Origin of the sequence: Enterobacter sp. kpr-6, from assembly GCF_900116015.1 — a bacterium.
Taxonomy (GTDB): domain Bacteria; phylum Pseudomonadota; class Gammaproteobacteria; order Enterobacterales; family Enterobacteriaceae; genus Enterobacter_D.
The window spans coordinates 868,727-886,429 of the sequence record NZ_FOYH01000001.1 but is presented as its reverse complement, the minus strand read 5'-3'; the positions used below and the strand labels follow the sequence as shown (position 1 = coordinate 886,429).

Sequence of the window (17,703 nt, the reverse complement as noted above, 5' to 3'; positions counted from 1 at the left end):
TATTTTTATGTCAACGCAGCGAAAGGCTGAAACTGCGCCTCCCGGCAAAAGTTGCGCAGACTTAATCGCATATTTGTGAGGTAACGCAAATTTAGGATAAAAACAGAAGCGCGGGAGGCGTATGGCCACCTCCCGGCGGGGGAAATTAAGAGGGACGGTTATAGCGCGTGGAAACTTTACGCATGACTTTCTTCAGTACCGGTTCAAGGAGAAGGCCAAGGAGAATTTTTAATGGTCTGCGGGCGACCGATTTCACCGCCCACCCTGCCACACCCGCCGGGCCATAACGCAGCGCGGTCAGCAGCACCAACTTGCCCACAATCTTCAGGCCAGGTTTAACTTTCTGCCCGCGGCGTTGCCATTTATCCGTCATTCAATACCTCTCATTAACCCGCAAATTCAGAGCTGGCGGAAGCGACTGCGCAACGAGAACGTGTCGGACGTGACATAGCGTTCCATTTCGCGTAACCGCTTTTCACCGGCGGCCAGTTCAGCATCCACCGCGTCCAGCAGTTCACCGCTGGTGGGGATCGCGTCGCTGTCATTCATATTTTCCGGCAGCGGATCGAGCACAAAGGTCAGCACGATGTAGGCCACCATGACGAAGAAAAACAGCCCGAAAAACATCGCTAACACCGTGATCAATCGGACCAGTTTGACCGGAACGTCAAAGTAATGGGCGATCCCGGCGCATACCCCTTTCACCATCCCCTGCTGCGGAATACGCCAGAGTTTTTTATTCAGATTAAGTCCTGTCATTAGCGTTCCCTCCAGTTCGGGTGCTCTGTATCAAGTATGGCTTCCAGAGACTGAATACGCTCGCGCATCCGCGCGGCATCGTCAGTCAGTTGCACCAGTCGCTGCTGGTCGCTTTGCGATAACTCGCCGCGCGACGTGCGGTTGTTATAGTGCAGCCACAGCCAGATGGGCAGCACAAACAGAACAAATAAGGTCAGGGGAATAGCCAGAAATAGCGCGCTCATGTGTACTCCTTACAGGTGATGAGGCGGCACGTTCGGATGCCGCCTGTTTTATGTTTATTATTGGTTATCCTGCTTCATTTTTGCTTTCAACTGAGCCAGTTGCTCGCTGATCGCATCGTCCGCTTTCAGTTCGGCAAATTCCTGATCCAGCGTTTTTGGCTTACCGAAACCCTGGCTTTCCGCTTCCGCTTCCATGTGATCAATACGGCGCTCAAAGGATTCAAAACGCGCCATCGCTTCATCAATTTTACCGCTGTCGAGCTGGCGACGGACATCGCGTGACGAACTGGCCGCCTGATGACGCAGCGTCAGCGCCTGCTGGCGAGCACGGGTTTCGCTGAGTTTGTTTTCCAGCTCGGCGATTTCGGTTTTCATGCGGGTCAGCGTATCGTCCACCAGCGTAATTTCATGCTCAAGGGTGCCGATAACGTCGGTCAGCTTTTGCTTTTCAATCAGCGCCGCACGCGCCAGATCGTCTTTATCTTTACGCAGCGCCAGTTCAGCTTTTTCCTGCCATTCAGTCTGCTGCGCGGTAGCCTGCTCAATGCGGCGAGAAAGCTGTTTCTTTTCTGCCAGCGCACGGGCGGAGGTGGAACGCACTTCCACCAGCGTATCTTCCATTTCCTGAATCATCAGACGCACTAACTTCTGCGGATCTTCAGCCTTCTCCAGCAGGGAGTTGATGTTGGCGTTCACGATGTCGGCAAAACGAGAAAAAATACCCATAATTAAATCCTCATGTTTTCTGTAATCGGGCCAGGCCCTGTGTTCTGACTAATACAATCTGCGTGCCAACTTTTCATGTCATTGATTTTATTGATTATGATTAATTTTACCGCAGCGGAGAATTACGCTAGAGTGGTGAAATAGACTAATGAGTGGCGAATTTCATCATGGCTGAATACAAAGACAATATTCTCGGCGAAGCGAACAGCTTTATTGACGTGCTGGAGCAGGTATCCCGCCTGGCACCCCTGAATAAGCCGGTGCTGATCATCGGCGAGCGCGGGACCGGTAAAGAGCTGATTGCCAGCCGCCTGCATTTTCTCTCCTCGCGCTGGGACGGTCCGTTTATCTCGCTCAACTGCGCGGCCCTGAACGAAAATCTGCTTGATACCGAACTGTTCGGACACGAAGCCGGAGCCTTTACCGGCGCGCAAAAGCGGCATCCGGGCCGCTTTGAACGTGCCGATGGCGGGACGCTGTTTCTGGATGAACTGGCGACCGCGCCGATGCTGGTGCAGGAAAAGCTGCTGCGGGTGATTGAATATGGCGAGCTGGAGCGCGTCGGCGGCAGTCAGCCGTTACAGGTGAACGTGCGGCTGGTCTGCGCCACCAACGCCGATTTACCGGAGATGGTGCGCAATGAGACTTTCCGCGCCGATCTGCTCGACCGTCTGGCTTTTGACGTGGTGCAACTGCCGCCGCTGCGCGAAAGGCAAAGTGACATCATGTTGATGGCGGATCATTTTGCGATCCAGATGTGCCGTGAACTGCGGTTACCGCTGTTCCCGGGCTTTACCGAACGTGCGCGTGAAACGCTGATGGATTACCGCTGGCCGGGTAATATTCGTGAACTGAAAAACGTGGTGGAACGGTCGGTGTATCGCCACGGTACCAGCGAGGTGCCGCTCGATGAGATCATTATCGACCCCTTCCACCGCGCCCCGCCACTGCCTTCTGCGCCCGCTGAAGCCTCAACCCTGCCCGCGCTGCCGCTGGATTTACGCGCTTTCCAGCACGAGCAGGAAAAAGCGCTGCTGGAAGCCAGCCTCGCGCAGGCGAAGTTTAATCAGAAACGTGCCGCAGAATTACTCGGCTTAACCTATCACCAGTTGCGGGCGCTGCTGAAAAAACACGCCCTGTGAATCACTTTTTCTTAAGCATTGATTTCAGATCGGCAAAAGGATTGTAGGTCGCAGCACCCACGTCTTTTTGCGCATCTTCCCCGGCCACTACGGAAGAACCGTACTGGTCAGCTTCGGTGTATTTGGAGTGCTCATGATCGTGGCAGAACAGGCACAACAGCTCCCAGTTGCTGCCATCGGGCGGGTTATTGGTGTGATCGTGGTCGATATGGTGCACGGTTAATTCGCGCAGATTGGAGTACACAAACTCGCGTGAACAGCGTCCGCAAACCCACGGGTAAATCTTCAGCGCGCGCTCGCGGTAATCCACTTCCAGACGGGCGTAATTCTTCGGAATGATAGCCATAACGGCAGTCCTTACATGTGCAGAGGTTATCCCGCCATCATAAGCTAACGCGCGGCTCAGGCCAATTATTGCGGCAGGTTTCCAGCACAAACTCGCGCAGCCAGCGGTGCGCCGGATCGACCTGTGAACGCGGATGCCACATCTGCGCCACGGTAATCCCCGGCAGCGTCAGCGGCAGTTCAAAAACGTGCAGCGCCCTGCCCGACGCGGCCAGCAGAAACGATGCCGGAACCAGCGCTACCAGGTCCGAAGCCTGCGCCACGGCCAGCGCCGCCGGGAAGCCCGGCACGATGGCGGCAATATGGCGCTCAAGCCCCAGCGCCGCCAGCGCATCGTCTACCGGCCCGGTTTGTCGGCCCCGCCGCGAGGCCACCACGTGCGCCTGGGCGATGTACTCTTCAATCGTCACCGTCGGCATTGCCGCAAGTGGATGATCGTTTCTCACCACCCCGACAAAACGGTCGCGAAACAGGGTTTGCAGGCGGATTTCCGGCCCCATTTCGCCAGGTACGCCAATCTCCAGATCCACCAGCCCTTCACGTAACGGTTTCGCGCTTTTTTCATGCTTGGGCGCAAAGCGTAAGCGCACGTTCGGCGCGCGTTTTGCCGCCGAAACAATCAGCGTCGGGCCAAAGGCTTCCACGAAACCGTCGTTCGCCCGCAGCACAAAGGTGCGGTTAAACGTGGAAAGATCAATGTCCGTTGTGGCGGGCCGGAGTACGGCCAGAGCATCCGCCAGCGTCTGCTGCGAGCGTTCACGCACGCTGTCGGCAAAGGGCGTCAGCACCATATTGCGTCCGGCGCGTACCAGCAGCGGATCGCCCGTCACCGCCCGCAGACGGCTTAACGTGCGGCTCATTGCCGATGCGCTCAGTCCCAGTCGGCGCGCAGCGCCCGCCACGCTGCCTTCAGCCAGCAGCGCATCAAGAGCGATAAGAAGATTCAGATCGGGTTCGTTCATGGCGCAATACTAGCCTGTTCCCGGCCATTTTGGGAAGGCGTCTGGTGCAGGTTATAACTGCAACTGCTGCGTCTTCCGCCTTATCTGTGCCAGGGCTATAGTCAGCACATCGACAGTAATGACAGGGCACTCTGCATGGAACTTTTTAGCGATAAACCGGGCGATGAAGGCCTGAGCGGGCGAGAACGCCGGCTGGCAACCATCGCCGTGATGACCTCCACCACCATGGCGGTGTTTGACGGGGCGATGGTCAACATTGCGCTGCCGCAAATCGCCCGCGCGCTCAACGTCACCGCGCAGGCCGCCGTGTGGGTGGCGAACGGTTATCTGCTTTCGGCGGCGATGACGCTGGCTATTTTTGCCGCCCTCGGCACCCGTTTTGGCTTTCGGGCGCTGTTTGTCTTTGGGCTTGGCGTATTTACCCTGGCGTCACTGGGCTGTGCGCTCTCATCAACGCTCCCCATGCTGACGGGCTTTCGGATTTTGCAGGGCATCGGCGGCGCGGCAACGCTGAGTATTGCGCCCGCGATCCTGCGATCTGTCTATCCCAACCGGCTTCTGGGGCGCATTCTGGGGCTCAATGCGCTTTTAATCGCCGCCAGCACCGCGATTGCGCCGCTGCTGGGCGGGACGCTGCTCTCCACGCTGGGCTGGCAATGGCTGTTTGCGATTAATCTCCCGCTTGGGCTGGTCGCCCTGCTGCTGGCGCGACGGGTGATCCCTGCCGCATCGTTATCCGGGCGCGAACCCTTTGATGTGGCGGGGGCAGTGCTCTCCGCGCTGATGCTTGGGGCGCTGATCATGACGGCAGAAGCCTTTTCCAGTCCCGGAAAACACACGATGAACGCGCTGGTCTATGCGCTGATTGCGCTGGTTTCCGGCGGCGCGTTTGCCTGGCATTCACTCCGTATTCCGAAACCGCTGCTGCCGCCCGCGCTGTTCGCTTCGGCACGCTTTTCACTGGCGGCGCTAACCTCGCTGGCCTCGTTTGTCAGTCAGGGCATGACGTTTGTGGCGCTGCCGTTTCTGTTTCAGAGCGTGTATGGCTACAGCGCGTTTGCCTCGGCGCTGCTGTTTACCCCCTGGCCGCTGGGGATTATTCTCGCCGCGCCGTGGGCTGGCCGTCTCGCTGACCGTCATCCCCCGGCGGTGATTTCCACTCTCGGTCTTGGGCTGTTTGCCGTGGGACTGGTGCTGCTCGCGCTGCTTCCCGCCGATCCTAACGTCTGGGATATCGGCGTACGCAGCCTGGTTTGCGGTTTAGGTTTTGGCTTTTTCCAGAGCCCGAACAACCGGGAGATGCTGGCGAACGCGTCGCGGGCGCACAGCGGCTACGCCTCCGGGGTGCTCGCCATTATGCGCACCTTCGGGCAGTGTCTGGGCGCGGCGCTGGTGGGCGCACTGTTAAGCCTGGCGGGTCACGCTCAGGAAGCACATGCCGTGCATCTGAGTTTGTGGGTGGCGGTTGCGGCGACGATTTGCGCCCTTCTTTTAAGTCTCTCGCGGACGCGACATTCACCTGTTTGATGACTTTTAAGCCAGTTATCACGAGACATTTTTACCTCACGGCGCTAAGTGCGATACACTTTGCAGATCGGTCTTAAAATCAAAGAACTTATGCGCCTACTTTTCTCGACCCTCCTGATGTCAGTCGGCCTGTTTAGCGGACTGGGCCAGGCTGCGCCCGTCCCTGCGGCTAACGATATTCGTGACAGCGGGTTTGTTTACTGCGTCAGTGGTCAGGTCAACACCTTTAATCCACAAAAAGCCAGCAGCGGCCTGATTGTCGATACGCTGGCGGCTCAGCTTTACGATCGCCTGCTCGATGTCGATCCTTATACTTACCGGCTGGTGCCGGAACTGGCGGAAAGCTGGGAGGTGCTGGACAACGGCGCAACGTACCGTTTCCGCCTGCGTAATGACGTCGCCTTTCAGAATACCCCGTGGTTTAACCCGACGCGCAAACTGAATGCTGACGATGTGGTGTTCACTTTTCAGCGCATTTTTAATCGCCATCATCCGTGGCACAACATCAATGGCGACAGTTTCCCCTATTTCGACAGTCTGCAATTTGCTGACACCGTCGAGAGCGTGCGCAAAATCGATAGCCGCACGGTGGAATTCCGCTTAAAAAATCCCGATGCTTCATTCTTATGGCATCTGGCCACCCACTACGCGTCGGTGATGTCGGCTGAATATGCGACCAATCTGGCGAAGGTAGATCGTCAGGAAATGATCGACCGCCAGCCGGTCGGCACCGGGCCGTTCCAGTTAAATGAATATCGCGCCGGGCAATACATTCGCCTGCAGCGACACCCCGGATTCTGGCGCGGTAAGCCGCTGATGCCGCAGGTGGTGGTGGATTTAGGCTCCGGCGGCACCGGGCGTCTGTCCAAACTGCTGACCGGCGAGTGCGATGTGCTGGCCTGGCCTGCCGCCAGCCAGTTGACCATTTTACGTGACGATCCGCGCCTGCGCCTGACGCTGCGCCCCGGCATGAACATCGCCTATCTGGCGTTTAATACCGATAAGCCACCGCTGAATAACCCGAAGGTGCGGCACGCGCTGGCGCTGGCGATCAACAACCAGCGTCTGATGCAGTCGATCTATTACGGCACCGCCGAAACCGCCGCGTCGATCTTGCCGCGCGCGTCCTGGGCCTACGACAGCGAAGCGACCGTGACCGAATACAACCCGGAAAACGCGCGTAAGCAGTTAAAAGCGCTGGGTATCGAGAATCTGACGCTCCAGCTTTGGGTGCCCACCAGCTCGCAGGCATGGAACCCGAGTCCGCTCAAAACCGCAGAACTGATCCAGGCAGATATGGCGCAGATCGGCGTTACCGTTGAGATCGTGCCGGTTGAAGGCCGTTTCCAGGAAGCGCGCCTGATGGACATGAACCACGATTTAACCCTCGCCGGCTGGTCCACGGACAGTAACGATCCCGACAGTTTCTTCCGCCCGCTGTTGAGCTGCGCGGCGATTGACTCGCAGACCAACTTTGCCCACTGGTGTCACCGGGAATTTGACGCGGTGCTGCAAAAAGCGCTGACCTCGCAGCAACTCGCCTCGCGCATTGATGCCTACGACGAAGCGCAAACGATTCTGGCGCGTGAACTGCCCGTGCTGCCGCTGGCGTCTTCGCTGCGCCTGCAGGCCTTTCGCTACGACATTAAAGGGCTGGTGTTAAGCCCCTTCGGTAACGCCTCTTTCGCGGGCGTCTCGCGTGAAAAAGAGCAGGAGGTCCCTCAGCCATGATCATCTTTACGCTACGGCGTCTTCTGCTGTTAATGGTCACGCTGTTTTTACTGACCTTTGTTGGCTTTAGCCTGAGCTATTTCACTCCCCATGCGCCGCTGTCCGGCGCGTCGCTGTGGAATGCGTGGGTATTCTGGTTCACAGGCGTGCTGCACTGGGATTTCGGCGTCTCCAGCATTAACGGTCAGTTGATTTCTGAGCAGCTCAAAGAGGTGTTCCCGGCGACGATGGAACTATGCATTCTCGCGTTTGGGTTTGCGCTGGTGGTCGGCATTCCGGTTGGTATGCTGGCGGGGATCACGCGTAATAAATGGCAGGATAAGTTTATCAGCGCGCTGGCGCTGCTCGGCTTTTCGATTCCGGTGTTCTGGCTGGCGCTGCTGTTGACACTGTTTTTCTCGCTGACGCTGGGCTGGCTGCCGGTTTCCGGACGTTTTGATCTGCTCTACGAAGTGAAAACGATCACCGGCTTTGCGATTATCGACGCCTGGCTTTCTGATTCGCCGTGGCGCGAGGAGATGATCATCAGCGCCCTGCGCCACATGGTCCTGCCGGTGCTGACGCTGGCGGTTGCGCCGACTACGGAGGTGATCCGCCTGATGCGCATCAGCACCATTGATGTCTTCGATCAAAACTATATTAAAGCCGCCGCCACCCGTGGCATCTCGCGCTTCACCATTTTGCACCGTCATGTGCTGCACAATGCGCTGCCCCCGGTGATCCCGCGTCTGGGGCTGCAATTCTCCACCATGCTGACGCTGGCGATGATCACCGAAGTGGTGTTTAGCTGGCCGGGGCTGGGACGCTGGATGATTAACGCGATCCGCCAGCAGGATTATGCGGCTATTTCCGCCGGTGTCATGGTCATCGGCGCGCTGGTGATCATTGTTAACGTCATTTCCGATATTCTGGGCGCACTGGCGAACCCTTTGAAACATAAGGAATGGTATGCCCTCCGATAACATTTACAGCGAAAAAAGCGCCCCCGGCGCGCTGCGTACCATCTGGCGTTATTTTTACAGCGACACCACGGCGATGATCGGGCTGTACGGCTGCGCGGGCCTGACGCTGCTTTGCGTGTTTGGCGCGTGGTTTGCGCCCTATGGCATCGATCAGCAATTCCTCGGCTACCAGTTGTTGCCGCCTTCCTGGTCGCGCTACGGGGATGTTTCCTTTTTCCTCGGTACCGACGATCTGGGCCGCGATGTGTTGAGCCGTTTGTTGAGCGGTGCGGCCCCGACGGTGGGCGGTGCGTTTGTGGTGACCCTTGCCGCGACGCTGTTCGGGCTGGTGTTAGGCGTTATCGCCGGGGCCACGCACGGTCTGCGTTCGGCGGTGCTGAATCATATTCTGGACACGCTGCTCTCGATCCCTTCCCTGCTGCTGGCGATTATCGTGGTGGCGTTTTCCGGCCCGCATCTGATCCACGCGATGTTTGCCGTCTGGCTGGCGCTGTTGCCGCGCATGGTGCGTTCGGTCTACAGCATGGTGCATGACGAGCTGGAAAAAGAGTACGTGGTTGCCGCACGGCTTGATGGCGCGACGACGATGAATATTTTGTGGTTTGCCGTGCTGCCGAATATGACTTCCGGGCTGGTGACAGAAATTACCCGCGCGCTGTCGATGGCGATCCTCGATATTGCCGCGCTCGGCTTTCTCGATCTCGGCGCGCAGCTCCCGTCCCCGGAATGGGGCGCGATGCTCGGCGACGCGCTGGAATTGATTTACGTCGCCCCCTGGACAGTCATGCTTCCCGGTGCTGCAATTATGTTAAGTGTGCTGCTGGTTAACCTGCTGGGCGACGGTATCCGCCGCGCGGTCAATGCGGGGGTGGAATAATGCCGTTACTCGATATCCGCAATCTGACCATTGAAGTCAAAACGGGCGAAGGCTGGGTGAAAGCCGTCGATCGGGTGAGCATTACGCTGGCCGAAGGTGAGATCCGCGGGCTGGTGGGCGAATCCGGTTCCGGTAAAAGTCTTATCGCCAAAGCCATTTGCGGGGTCAATAAAGACAACTGGCGCGTCACCGCCGACCGTATGCGCTTTGATGACATCGATTTAATGCGCCTTTCCCCGCGCGAGCGCCGTAAGCTGCTCGGCCATAACGTGTCGATGATTTTTCAGGAGCCGCAGTCGTGTCTCGACCCTTCTGAACGCGTTGGCGTGCAACTGATGCAAAACATCCCCGGCTGGACCTATAAAGGCCGCTGGTGGCAGCGCATCGGCTGGCGTAAGCGCCGGGCGATTGAACTGCTGCACCGGGTGGGGATTAAAGATCATAAAGACGCGATGCGCAGTTTTCCCTATGAACTGACCGACGGCGAGTGCCAGAAGGTGATGATTGCCATTGCGCTGGCCAACCAGCCGCGCCTGCTGATTGCCGATGAGCCGACTAACGCCATGGAGCCGACCACGCAGGCGCAAATTTTCCGCCTGCTCACCCGGCTTAATCAGAATAACAACACCACCATTATGCTCATCAGCCATGACCTGCAAATGCTCAGTCAGTGGGCGGATCGCATTAACGTGATGTACTGCGGGCAAACGGTGGAGACGGCGTTGAGCGACGATCTGATCAGCACGCCGCACCATCCATATACCCAGGCGCTGATCCGCGCCATTCCCGATTTTGGCAGTGCAATGCCGCATAAAAGCCGCCTGAACACCCTGCCGGGAGCCATTCCGTTGCTTGAACACTTACCGATTGGCTGTCGCCTGGGGCCGCGCTGCCCTTATGCGCAGCGCAAATGCATTGAGACACCGCGCCTGACAGGGGCGAAAAATCATCTTTATGCCTGTCATTTCCCCCTCAACATGGAGCGTGAGTGAGATGATCGACACCCTGCTTGAAGTGCGTAACCTGAGCAAAACATTCCGCTACCGCACCGGCTGGTTTCACCGTCAGACGGTTGAAGCGGTGAAGCCGCTGAGTTTTACCCTGCGTGAAAAGCAAACGCTGGCGATCATTGGCGAGAACGGCTCCGGGAAATCGACGCTGGCGAAAATGCTGGCCGGAATGATTGAGCCGACCACCGGCGATCTGCTGATTGACGATCACCCGCTGCATTTTGGCGATTACTCGTTCCGCAGCCAGCGCATTCGCATGATTTTTCAGGATCCGTCTACCTCGCTTAACCCGCGTCAGCGCATTTCGCAAATTCTCGACTTCCCGCTGCGCTTAAATACCGATCTCGAACCGGAAGCGCGCCGCAAGCGCATTGTCGAAACGCTGCGGATGGTGGGAATGCTGCCGGATCACGCCAGCTATTACCCGCATATGCTGGCACCGGGGCAGAAACAGCGTCTTGGGATCGCCCGTGCGCTGATCCTGCGGCCCAAAGTGATTATTGCGGATGAGGCGCTGGCGGCCCTGGATATGTCGATGCGCTCGCAGTTAATTAACCTGATGCTGGAATTGCAGGAAAAACAAGGGATTTCTTACATTTACGTCACCCAGCACATCGGCATGATGAAGCACATTAGCGATCAACTGCTGGTGATGCATCAGGGTGAAGTGGTCGAGCGCGGGAGCACGGCAGACGTGCTGTCAGCGCCACTGCATGAACTGACGCGGCGTCTGATTGCCGGTCATTTTGGTGAGGCGCTTACCGCCGATGCGTGGCGCAAAGATCGCTGAGTATTGCCGCGACGTCTAATCCGATCAGCGGTGAGGGGTTAGGCAGTCAATGGGTCTTGCGGAAAAATAACGTGACAGATTAGGTCACGAGTGAGATATAATTTCAATTTAGTGTTGAATAATTGTGACTTAATAAGCGTATCACTATGATTATTAAGCCATAAAATTAGCAGAAACTATAAGGATTCAAAGCTATGGGTTTTCTTACCGGTAAACGCATTCTGATCACTGGCGTCGCCAGTAAACTCTCCATTGCCTACGGTATTGCACAGGCTATGCACCGCGAAGGCGCAGAACTGGCGTTCACCTACCAGAACGATAAGCTGAAAGGCCGTGTGGAAGGGTTTGCCGCTGAACTGGGTTCAAGCATTGTTCTGCCGTGCGACGTGGCAGAAGATGAGAGCATCGAAGCGCTGTTTACCGAACTGGCAAAAAGCTGGCCGAAATTCGACGGTTTCGTTCACTCCATCGGTTTCGCGCCGGGCGACCAGCTGGACGGCGACTACGTTAACGCCGTAACCCGTGAAGGCTTTAAGATTGCGCACGACATCAGCTCCTACAGCTTTGTGGCGCTGGCGAAAGCCTGCCGCTCCATGCTGAACCCGGACTCTGCGCTGCTGACCCTCTCTTACCTCGGTGCTGAGCGCGCGATCCCGAACTACAACGTGATGGGTCTGGCAAAAGCCTCTCTGGAAGCCAACGTGCGTTACATGGCGAACGCCATGGGCCCGGAAGGCATCCGCGTAAACGGTATCTCCGCAGGTCCGATCCGCACGCTGGCGGCATCTGGCATCAAAGACTTCCGTAAAATGCTGGCACACTGCGAAGCGGTCACCCCGATCCGTCGCACTGTCACCATCGAGGACGTGGGCAACAGCGCAGCCTTCCTGTGCTCTAACCTCTCTGCCGGTATTTCTGGCGAAGTGGTTCACGTTGACGGCGGCTTTAGCATCGCGGCAATGAACGAGCTGGAACTGAAGTAATTCCCCCCACACCCCTTCCGCCCGGAAGGGGTGTTTTATATTCCTTTACGATCTTTGATATCACTCAACAATCTTTCATCCCCTCTCCCGCTTACGCCAGGATAATGCTGCGAAAAAGATCCGGCGCACCGTGCTGTTCCGGGTCGTCACATCAGATCAAGGAAAGCCCATGGAGCAACGTCGTTTTTCCGGCAAAAGCCACTGGTATCATGAAACCCAGTCGAGTACCGGCCAGACACCCGCGCTTCCGCTCGTTCCCGACGCTGCACGCGTAGCCGACCGATTTTTACTGGATCTGGCGTTGCCTGAAGAGAGCCTCAGTGCCTGTCAGTCCTGGCTACAACCCGCCCGCGATCTGTGCACGCGCCTTTTTCCGCCGCAGGTTCCGGTCAGCCGGTTACGCACCTTTAGCGCCTACGATCGTCTGAGCACCGCGCTGACGGTGGCACAGGTATACGGCGTCCAGCGCTTATGCAACCACTACGCCGCACGTCTTGCCCCCCTGCCGGGGCCAGATTCTTCCCGTGAAAGCAATCACCGTCTGGCACAGATTACGCAGTACGCCCGCCAGCTTGCCAGTTCACCGCATGTTATCGACAGCCGCGCCCGCCAGCATCTGGACGACGTGGGACTAACCTGCGATGACATTATTCTGATGAATCAGATTATTGGTTTTATCGGTTTTCAGGCGCGGTCCATCGCTACCTTTCAGGCTATGTTGCGCCAGCCCGTGCGCTGGCTGCCGGGCATGGAAATGCAACAGGATGCGCCTCCTGCGCCATTTGCCCGCAGCGACATTGGCTGGTCACCTGCACTGGAAACCGTTGCGCTGCGCAATGCCAGCGCCGGGCAACTGGAAGCGCTGGCTCAGTGGCAACCGCAGCCTGAACTCACGGTTCTCACGCCGACGCTGGCCCATGAGCCCTGGAGCCTGAATGCCCTCGGCGCAATTTTGTTAAGCGATGTGCATACCGAACTCGATCCCCAAATGCGCCAGCTTGCCGCGCTGCTGACCGCCCGCATCAATGGCAGCGCACACTGTTTCGATGAGCAACAGCGCGCGCATCCGGCGGATGAAGCATTGTTGAGCGGCCTGCGCCAGGACGAACAGGCGATTTTACGCTGGAGTCAAAAAGATGCCCGAACCCAGGCGGTGGTTCAGGCCGTGCTGCTGATCACCCGTGCGCCGGACCGCTTTAGCGCAGCGCAATTTAATCCCCTGGTGGAACAGGGATTTTCCACGCAGCAGGCGGTGAATTTACTCGTCTGGAGCGGCGTATGCGGCTGGCTTAATCGTCTTAAAATCGGGCTTGGCGAGGTCTGATTTGGCGAAACAGCGCTTGCTGCGACACCCAGATTCGCGTAAAACTGTCAGCCGCTCTTATGGCCACGAAAATACAAAATTATGTTCCAGGACAACCCGCTGCTCGCGCAGCTTAAACAGCAACTTCATTCCCAGACGCCGCGCGCTGAAGGCGTCGTGAAAGGCACGGAAAAGGGCTTTGGCTTCCTTGAAGTCGACGGACAAAAAAGCTACTTCATTCCCCCGCCGCAGATGAAAAAAGTGATGCACGGTGACCGCATTGTCGCCGTGATCCACAGCGATAAAGACCGTGAATCCGCCGAGCCGGAAGAGCTGGTTGAAGCGTTCCTGACGCGTTTTGTTGGCCGGGTTCAGGGCAAGAACGATCGCCTTTCTATCGTGCCCGATCATCCGCTGCTGAAAGACGCTATCCCTTGCCGCGCCGCGCGCGGTGTGGAGCATGATTTTAAAGAAGGCGACTGGGCAGTCGCTGAAATGCGTCGCCACCCGCTGAAAGGCGACCGTGGTTTTTACGCCGAAATGACCCAGTTTATTACCTTTGGTGACGATCACTTCGTGCCGTGGTGGGTCACTCTTGCCCGCCATAATCTTGAAAAAGAAGCGCCAAACGGCGCGGCGACGGAAATGCTCAATGAAGACCTGGAGCGTGTCGATCTGACCGCGCTGGACTTTGTGACCATCGACAGCGCCAGCACCGAAGATATGGACGATGCGCTGTATGCGCAGGAGCTGGCCGATGGCAAACTGCAACTGACCGTGGCCATTGCCGATCCGACCGCCTGGATCGCCCAGGACAGTCCGCTGGATAACATCGCCAAAGTCCGCGCGTTTACCAACTATCTGCCGGGCTTTAACATCCCGATGCTGCCGCGTGAACTCTCCGATGATCTGTGCTCACTGCGGGCCAATGAGCTGCGCCCTGCTCTGGTCTGCCGTATGACCATCAGCGCTGACGGCACCATCGAAGATAATATTGAATTCTTTGCCGCCACTATTCAGTCGAAAGCGAAACTGGTTTACGACGAAGTTTCTGACTGGCTGGAAGGGACCGGAAGCTGGACGCCGGAAAGCGAAGCGATTGCCGCGCAGATCCGTCTGCTGCACCGCATCTGCCTCGCCCGCAGCGAGTGGCGCACCACGCATGCGCTGGTGTTTAAAGATCGTCCTGACTACCGCTTCGTGCTGGGTGAAAAAGGCGAAGTGCTGGACATCGTTGCTGAACCGCGCCGCATCGCCAATCGCATCGTTGAAGAATCGATGATTGCTGCCAACATCTGCGCCGCCCGCGTGCTGCGCGATAAACTTGGCTTTGGTATCTACAACATTCATATGGGCTTCGATCCGGCTAACGGTGAAGCGCTGGCGGCGTTGCTGAAGACGCACGGCATGCATGTGGATGCGGAAGAAGTGCTGACGCTGGAAGGTTTCTGCAAGCTGCGCCGCGAACTGGATGCGCAACCGTCTGGTTTCCTCGACAGTCGCATTCGTCGTTTCCAGTCGTATGCGGAAATCAGCACCGCGCCGGGCCCGCACTTTGGCCTGGGACTTGAAGCCTATGCAACCTGGACATCCCCTATCCGTAAATATGGCGACATGATCAACCACCGCCTGCTCAAAGCGATCGTTAAAAACGAGAGCATTGCGCGTCCGGCGGACGACATCACACAGCAAATGGCCGAGCGCCGCCGCTTAAACCGTATGGCTGAGCGCGATGTCGGCGACTGGCTGTATGCCCGTTTCCTGAAAGACAAAGCGGGTACCGATACCCGTTTTGCGGCTGAAATTATTGATATCAGCCGGGGCGGGATGCGTGTGCGCCTGATCGATAACGGCGCGGTGGCATTTATCCCTGCCCCGTTCCTGCATGCGGTACGCGATGAACTGGTGTGCAGCCAGGAAAGCGGCACGGTGCAGATCAAAGGCGAAACGGTTTACAAAGTAACAGACGTTATTGATGTGACCATTGCTGAAGTCCGTATGGAAACTCGCAGCGTTATCGCCCGTCCACAGGCCTAATGCTGTGACGGCCTGGCATTCTGTCAGGCCGTCAATCTCTCTTCTGTTGTGCAATTATTCGATTTGACTCACTAAAACGGTTAAAAACGTCCACACTTAAATCAGGCGTATCTGCATAATCATTCCTTTAGCGAGGAATTTTTAATCGCTGGCTATGCATTTTAACCGGAGTCGTTTTAATATAATAACGCAAGAAAAAACAACACGTTCTGCACTGTTTTAGTTTTTTTGGCAGTAAGGGCTTGTGACTAAGGATGCGTATCGCTGGTGGGCTGGAGAAAGCATGAAAGACGATCTGGAACAAAATTTACTGTTTCGTTACCTGGGGACAATTAGCCCTTACTGGCGACTCACCGCAGACAGCAATGTGCTTCATTTTGCCACAAGCGAAACCTCCGACACCTGCCAGACTATTGATCTCGATGAAGAGCTTGCCACCCGCATTCGTGAGATGACGGCGATTACATCGAGTGTCACCATGACGCTGACGATCTCCGGTACCGAAGTGCTGGTGCACCTTGTGGGTCGTAAAGTCAGCAAAAGCGAATGGGAGGGGTCGGCGTCCGAATGGCATGACACCTCCTCCGTCGCCCGCGATCTGGTGCAGGGATTATTGTTTGCTGAACAGATCGTCTCGGAAGCCAATTCAGCCATCGTGATCCTCGATCGCCACGGTAATATTCACCGCTTTAACCGGTTATGCGAAGAATATACCGGCCTGCGTGAACACGAAGTGATCGGTCAGAATGTCTTCACATTATTTATGAGTCGCCGGGAAGCGGTGGCATCCAGGCGCGATATCAGTGAGTTCTTTCGCAACGGTAATTCTTTTGAACTCGAACGCTGGATTAAAACCCGCAAAGGACAACGCTTATTTTTATTCCGCAATAAGTTCGTCCACAGCGGCAGCGGTAAGAACGAAATTTTCCTGATTTGCTCCGGCACGGATATTACCGAGGAACGCCGGGCGCAGGAGCGTTTGCGCATTCTGGCCAATACCGATACGGTCACCGGCCTGCCCAATCGTAATGCCATCCATGAAATGATCAGCGATGCCATTGCCGCGCGTGAAGACGCACAGGTAGGCGTGGTTTACCTCGATCTCGATAATTTCAAAAAGGTGAATGACGCTTACGGGCATATGTTTGGCGATCAGCTTTTGCAGGCGGTGTCGCTGGCCATTTTAAGCTGTCTGGAAGAGGGACAGATGCTCGCGAGGCTCGGCGGCGATGAGTTTATCGTGCTGGCGACCCCCACATCGCAGAGTTCGCTGGAGGCGATGGCATCACGAATTCTTACCCGTTTGCGCCAGCCCTTTCGCATCGGCCTGATTGAGGTGTACACCAGTTGTTCTTTGGGGATCGCCCTCGCCCCTCAGCACGGTAACGATCGGGAAAGTATTATCCGCAATGCTGATACAGCGATGTACACCGCCAAAGAGAGCGGGCGCGGCAAATTTTGCGTCTTCTCGCCTGAGATGAATCAGCGCGTCTTTGAATATTTATGGCTCGATACCAATCTGCGTAAAGCGCTGGATAACGACCAACTATTGATCTACTACCAGCCAAAAATCACCTGGCGCGGCGAAATCCGCAGCCTCGAAGCGCTGGTGCGCTGGCAATCGCCGGAACGTGGTTTAATCGGGCCGCTGGAATTTATCTCCTACGCTGAAGAGTCCGGCCTGATTGTGCCGCTGGGCCGTTGGGTGATGCTGGACGTGGTGCAGCAGGTCGCAAAGTGGCGTGATAAGGGAATTAACCTGCGCGTGGCGGTGAACGTCTCAGCGCGGCAGTTAGCCGATCAGACTATTTTTAGCGACTTAAAGCAGGCGCTCAAAGATCTTAATTTCGAGTACTGCCCGATTGACGTGGAGCTTACCGAAAGCTGCCTGATTGAGAACGAAGAACTGGCGCTGTCGGTGATCCAGCAGTTCAGCGCGCTGGGCGCGCAGGTGCATCTGGATGATTTTGGCACCGGCTATTCGTCATTATCCCAGCTGGCGCGTTTCCCGATTGACGCGATTAAACTCGATCAATCTTTTGTGCGCGATATCCATAAGCAGTCGGTGTCGCAATCCCTGGTGCGCGCCATCGTGGCGGTTGCACAGGCGCTTAATTTGCAGGTGATCGCCGAGGGCGTTGAGAGTGCGAAGGAAGATGCGTTCCTCACCAAAAATGGCGTTAACGAACGGCAGGGATTTTTATTTGCTAAACCGATGCCCGCGAGCGCATTTGAGCGCTGGTATAAACGCTATCAAAACCGGAAAGCACGTTAGCGAGAGGTTTTCCCTTCTCTTTTGCCCTTAATTTTTGCATCATTGAATTT

17 protein-coding genes are annotated in these 17,703 nt (G+C 56.7%); 11 read left to right on the top strand and 6 right to left on the bottom strand.

The features are described 5' to 3' along the window. Nucleotides 1–145: 145 nt before the first annotated feature. Genes pspD through pspA form a run of 4 tightly spaced genes read right to left on the bottom strand, consistent with a single transcriptional unit; the run spans nucleotide 146 to nucleotide 1,709 of the window. The gene (gene pspD, locus BM373_RS04210) at nucleotides 146–373 is read right to left on the bottom strand and encodes a phage shock protein PspD (RefSeq protein WP_090459769.1); all 228 of its coding nucleotides are present in this window, start codon (nucleotides 371–373) and stop codon (nucleotides 146–148) included. Nucleotides 374–399: 26 nt separating this feature from the next. Next, nucleotides 400–759, bottom strand: a complete 360-nt coding sequence (gene pspC / locus BM373_RS04205; RefSeq protein WP_090459767.1) for an envelope stress response membrane protein PspC — start codon at nucleotides 757–759, stop codon at nucleotides 400–402. Continuing rightward, nucleotides 759–983 (bottom strand): envelope stress response membrane protein PspB, encoded by a 225-nt coding sequence (gene pspB / locus BM373_RS04200; RefSeq protein ID WP_090459765.1) that lies wholly within the window; start codon nucleotides 981–983, stop codon nucleotides 759–761. The genes pspC and pspB overlap by 1 nt, the downstream gene beginning before the upstream one ends. Nucleotides 984–1,040: 57 nt before the next feature. After that, complete coding sequence (gene pspA / locus BM373_RS04195) at nucleotides 1,041–1,709, bottom strand: phage shock protein PspA (protein WP_090459763.1); 669 nt, start codon at nucleotides 1,707–1,709, stop codon at nucleotides 1,041–1,043. Nucleotides 1,710–1,876: 167 nt separating this feature from the next. Between pspA and pspF the strand changes: the two genes are divergently transcribed. After that, entirely contained in the window at nucleotides 1,877–2,851 is a 975-nt protein-coding gene (pspF, locus tag BM373_RS04190) for a phage shock protein operon transcriptional activator (RefSeq protein ID WP_090459762.1), read from the top strand. Between the two features lies 1 nt (nucleotide 2,852). On the opposite strand, the gene yajD is transcribed toward pspF, so the two are convergent. Together yajD and BM373_RS04180 are read right to left on the bottom strand one after the other, a co-directional pair. Further along, the gene (yajD, locus tag BM373_RS04185) at nucleotides 2,853–3,197 is read right to left on the bottom strand and encodes an HNH nuclease YajD (RefSeq protein ID WP_090459760.1); all 345 of its coding nucleotides are present in this window, start codon (nucleotides 3,195–3,197) and stop codon (nucleotides 2,853–2,855) included. Nucleotides 3,198–3,234: 37 nt separating this feature from the next. Further along, nucleotides 3,235–4,158 carry a LysR family transcriptional regulator gene (locus BM373_RS04180; RefSeq protein WP_090459758.1) on the bottom strand — a complete coding sequence of 308 codons (924 nt, stop codon included), beginning with the start codon at nucleotides 4,156–4,158 and terminating at the stop codon, nucleotides 3,235–3,237. Between the two features lie 135 nt (nucleotides 4,159–4,293). Between BM373_RS04180 and BM373_RS04175 the strand changes: the two genes are divergently transcribed. The 10 genes from BM373_RS04175 (at nucleotide 4,294) to pdeR (ending at nucleotide 17,653) form a co-directional block, all read left to right on the top strand. After that, entirely contained in the window at nucleotides 4,294–5,685 is a 1,392-nt protein-coding gene (locus tag BM373_RS04175; protein ID WP_090459756.1) for an MFS transporter, read from the top strand. 90 nt (nucleotides 5,686–5,775) lie between these two features. After that, nucleotides 5,776–7,416, top strand: a complete 1,641-nt coding sequence (sapA, locus tag BM373_RS04170) for an ABC transporter substrate-binding protein SapA (RefSeq protein WP_090459993.1) — start codon at nucleotides 5,776–5,778, stop codon at nucleotides 7,414–7,416. Then, the gene (gene sapB, locus BM373_RS04165; RefSeq protein ID WP_090459753.1) at nucleotides 7,413–8,378 is read left to right on the top strand and encodes a putrescine export ABC transporter permease SapB; all 966 of its coding nucleotides are present in this window, start codon (nucleotides 7,413–7,415) and stop codon (nucleotides 8,376–8,378) included. Before sapA ends, sapB begins: the two co-directional genes overlap by 4 nt. Continuing rightward, entirely contained in the window at nucleotides 8,365–9,255 is an 891-nt protein-coding gene (gene sapC, locus BM373_RS04160; protein WP_090459750.1) for a putrescine export ABC transporter permease SapC, read from the top strand. The genes sapB and sapC overlap by 14 nt, the downstream gene beginning before the upstream one ends. Then, entirely contained in the window at nucleotides 9,255–10,247 is a 993-nt protein-coding gene (gene sapD / locus BM373_RS04155; protein ID WP_090459748.1) for a putrescine export ABC transporter ATP-binding protein SapD, read from the top strand. Before sapC ends, sapD begins: the two co-directional genes overlap by 1 nt. Before the next feature lies 1 nt (nucleotide 10,248). After that, nucleotides 10,249–11,055, top strand: coding sequence for a putrescine export ABC transporter ATP-binding protein SapF (sapF, locus tag BM373_RS04150; RefSeq protein ID WP_090459747.1), 807 nt, complete (start codon nucleotides 10,249–10,251; stop codon nucleotides 11,053–11,055). A 194-nt stretch (nucleotides 11,056–11,249) separates the two neighbouring features. Then, on the top strand, nucleotides 11,250–12,038 hold the full coding sequence (fabI, locus tag BM373_RS04145; RefSeq protein ID WP_090459745.1) for an enoyl-ACP reductase FabI: 789 nt from the start codon (nucleotides 11,250–11,252) through the stop codon (nucleotides 12,036–12,038). A 169-nt stretch (nucleotides 12,039–12,207) separates the two neighbouring features. Then, entirely contained in the window at nucleotides 12,208–13,362 is a 1,155-nt protein-coding gene (locus tag BM373_RS04140) for a CMD domain-containing protein (protein WP_090459743.1), read from the top strand. A gap of 81 nt (nucleotides 13,363–13,443) precedes the next feature. Continuing rightward, on the top strand, nucleotides 13,444–15,378 hold the full coding sequence (locus tag BM373_RS04130) for an exoribonuclease II (RefSeq protein WP_090459738.1): 1,935 nt from the start codon (nucleotides 13,444–13,446) through the stop codon (nucleotides 15,376–15,378). Nucleotides 15,379–15,661: 283 nt separating this feature from the next. Beyond that, nucleotides 15,662–17,653 carry a cyclic di-GMP phosphodiesterase gene (gene pdeR / locus BM373_RS04125; RefSeq protein WP_090459736.1) on the top strand — a complete coding sequence of 664 codons (1,992 nt, stop codon included), beginning with the start codon at nucleotides 15,662–15,664 and terminating at the stop codon, nucleotides 17,651–17,653. The last annotated feature ends 50 nt before the right edge of the window (nucleotides 17,654–17,703 follow it).

Bases quoted from the DNA above. Each gene is read 5' to 3' on its own strand.
- BM373_RS04180 (WP_090459758.1), bottom strand. From the start codon at position 4,158: ATGAACGAACCCGATCTGAATCTTCTTATCGCTCTTGATGCGCTGCTG.
- sapA (WP_090459993.1), top strand. From the start codon at position 5,776: ATGCGCCTACTTTTCTCGACCCTCCTGATGTCAGTCGGCCTGTTTAGC.
- pspA (WP_090459763.1), bottom strand. From the start codon at position 1,709: ATGGGTATTTTTTCTCGTTTTGCCGACATCGTGAACGCCAACATCAAC.
- pspF (WP_090459762.1), top strand. From the start codon at position 1,877: ATGGCTGAATACAAAGACAATATTCTCGGCGAAGCGAACAGCTTTATT.
- pdeR (WP_090459736.1), top strand. From the start codon at position 15,662: ATGAAAGACGATCTGGAACAAAATTTACTGTTTCGTTACCTGGGGACA.
- BM373_RS04130 (WP_090459738.1), top strand. From the start codon at position 13,444: ATGTTCCAGGACAACCCGCTGCTCGCGCAGCTTAAACAGCAACTTCAT.
- fabI (WP_090459745.1), top strand. From the start codon at position 11,250: ATGGGTTTTCTTACCGGTAAACGCATTCTGATCACTGGCGTCGCCAGT.
- pspD (WP_090459769.1), bottom strand. From the start codon at position 373: ATGACGGATAAATGGCAACGCCGCGGGCAGAAAGTTAAACCTGGCCTG.
- pspC (WP_090459767.1), bottom strand. From the start codon at position 759: ATGACAGGACTTAATCTGAATAAAAAACTCTGGCGTATTCCGCAGCAG.
- BM373_RS04140 (WP_090459743.1), top strand. From the start codon at position 12,208: ATGGAGCAACGTCGTTTTTCCGGCAAAAGCCACTGGTATCATGAAACC.
- sapC (WP_090459750.1), top strand. From the start codon at position 8,365: ATGCCCTCCGATAACATTTACAGCGAAAAAAGCGCCCCCGGCGCGCTG.
- yajD (WP_090459760.1), bottom strand. From the start codon at position 3,197: ATGGCTATCATTCCGAAGAATTACGCCCGTCTGGAAGTGGATTACCGC.
- sapD (WP_090459748.1), top strand. From the start codon at position 9,255: ATGCCGTTACTCGATATCCGCAATCTGACCATTGAAGTCAAAACGGGC.
- sapF (WP_090459747.1), top strand. From the start codon at position 10,249: ATGATCGACACCCTGCTTGAAGTGCGTAACCTGAGCAAAACATTCCGC.
- sapB (WP_090459753.1), top strand. From the start codon at position 7,413: ATGATCATCTTTACGCTACGGCGTCTTCTGCTGTTAATGGTCACGCTG.
- BM373_RS04175 (WP_090459756.1), top strand. From the start codon at position 4,294: ATGGAACTTTTTAGCGATAAACCGGGCGATGAAGGCCTGAGCGGGCGA.
- pspB (WP_090459765.1), bottom strand. From the start codon at position 983: ATGAGCGCGCTATTTCTGGCTATTCCCCTGACCTTATTTGTTCTGTTT.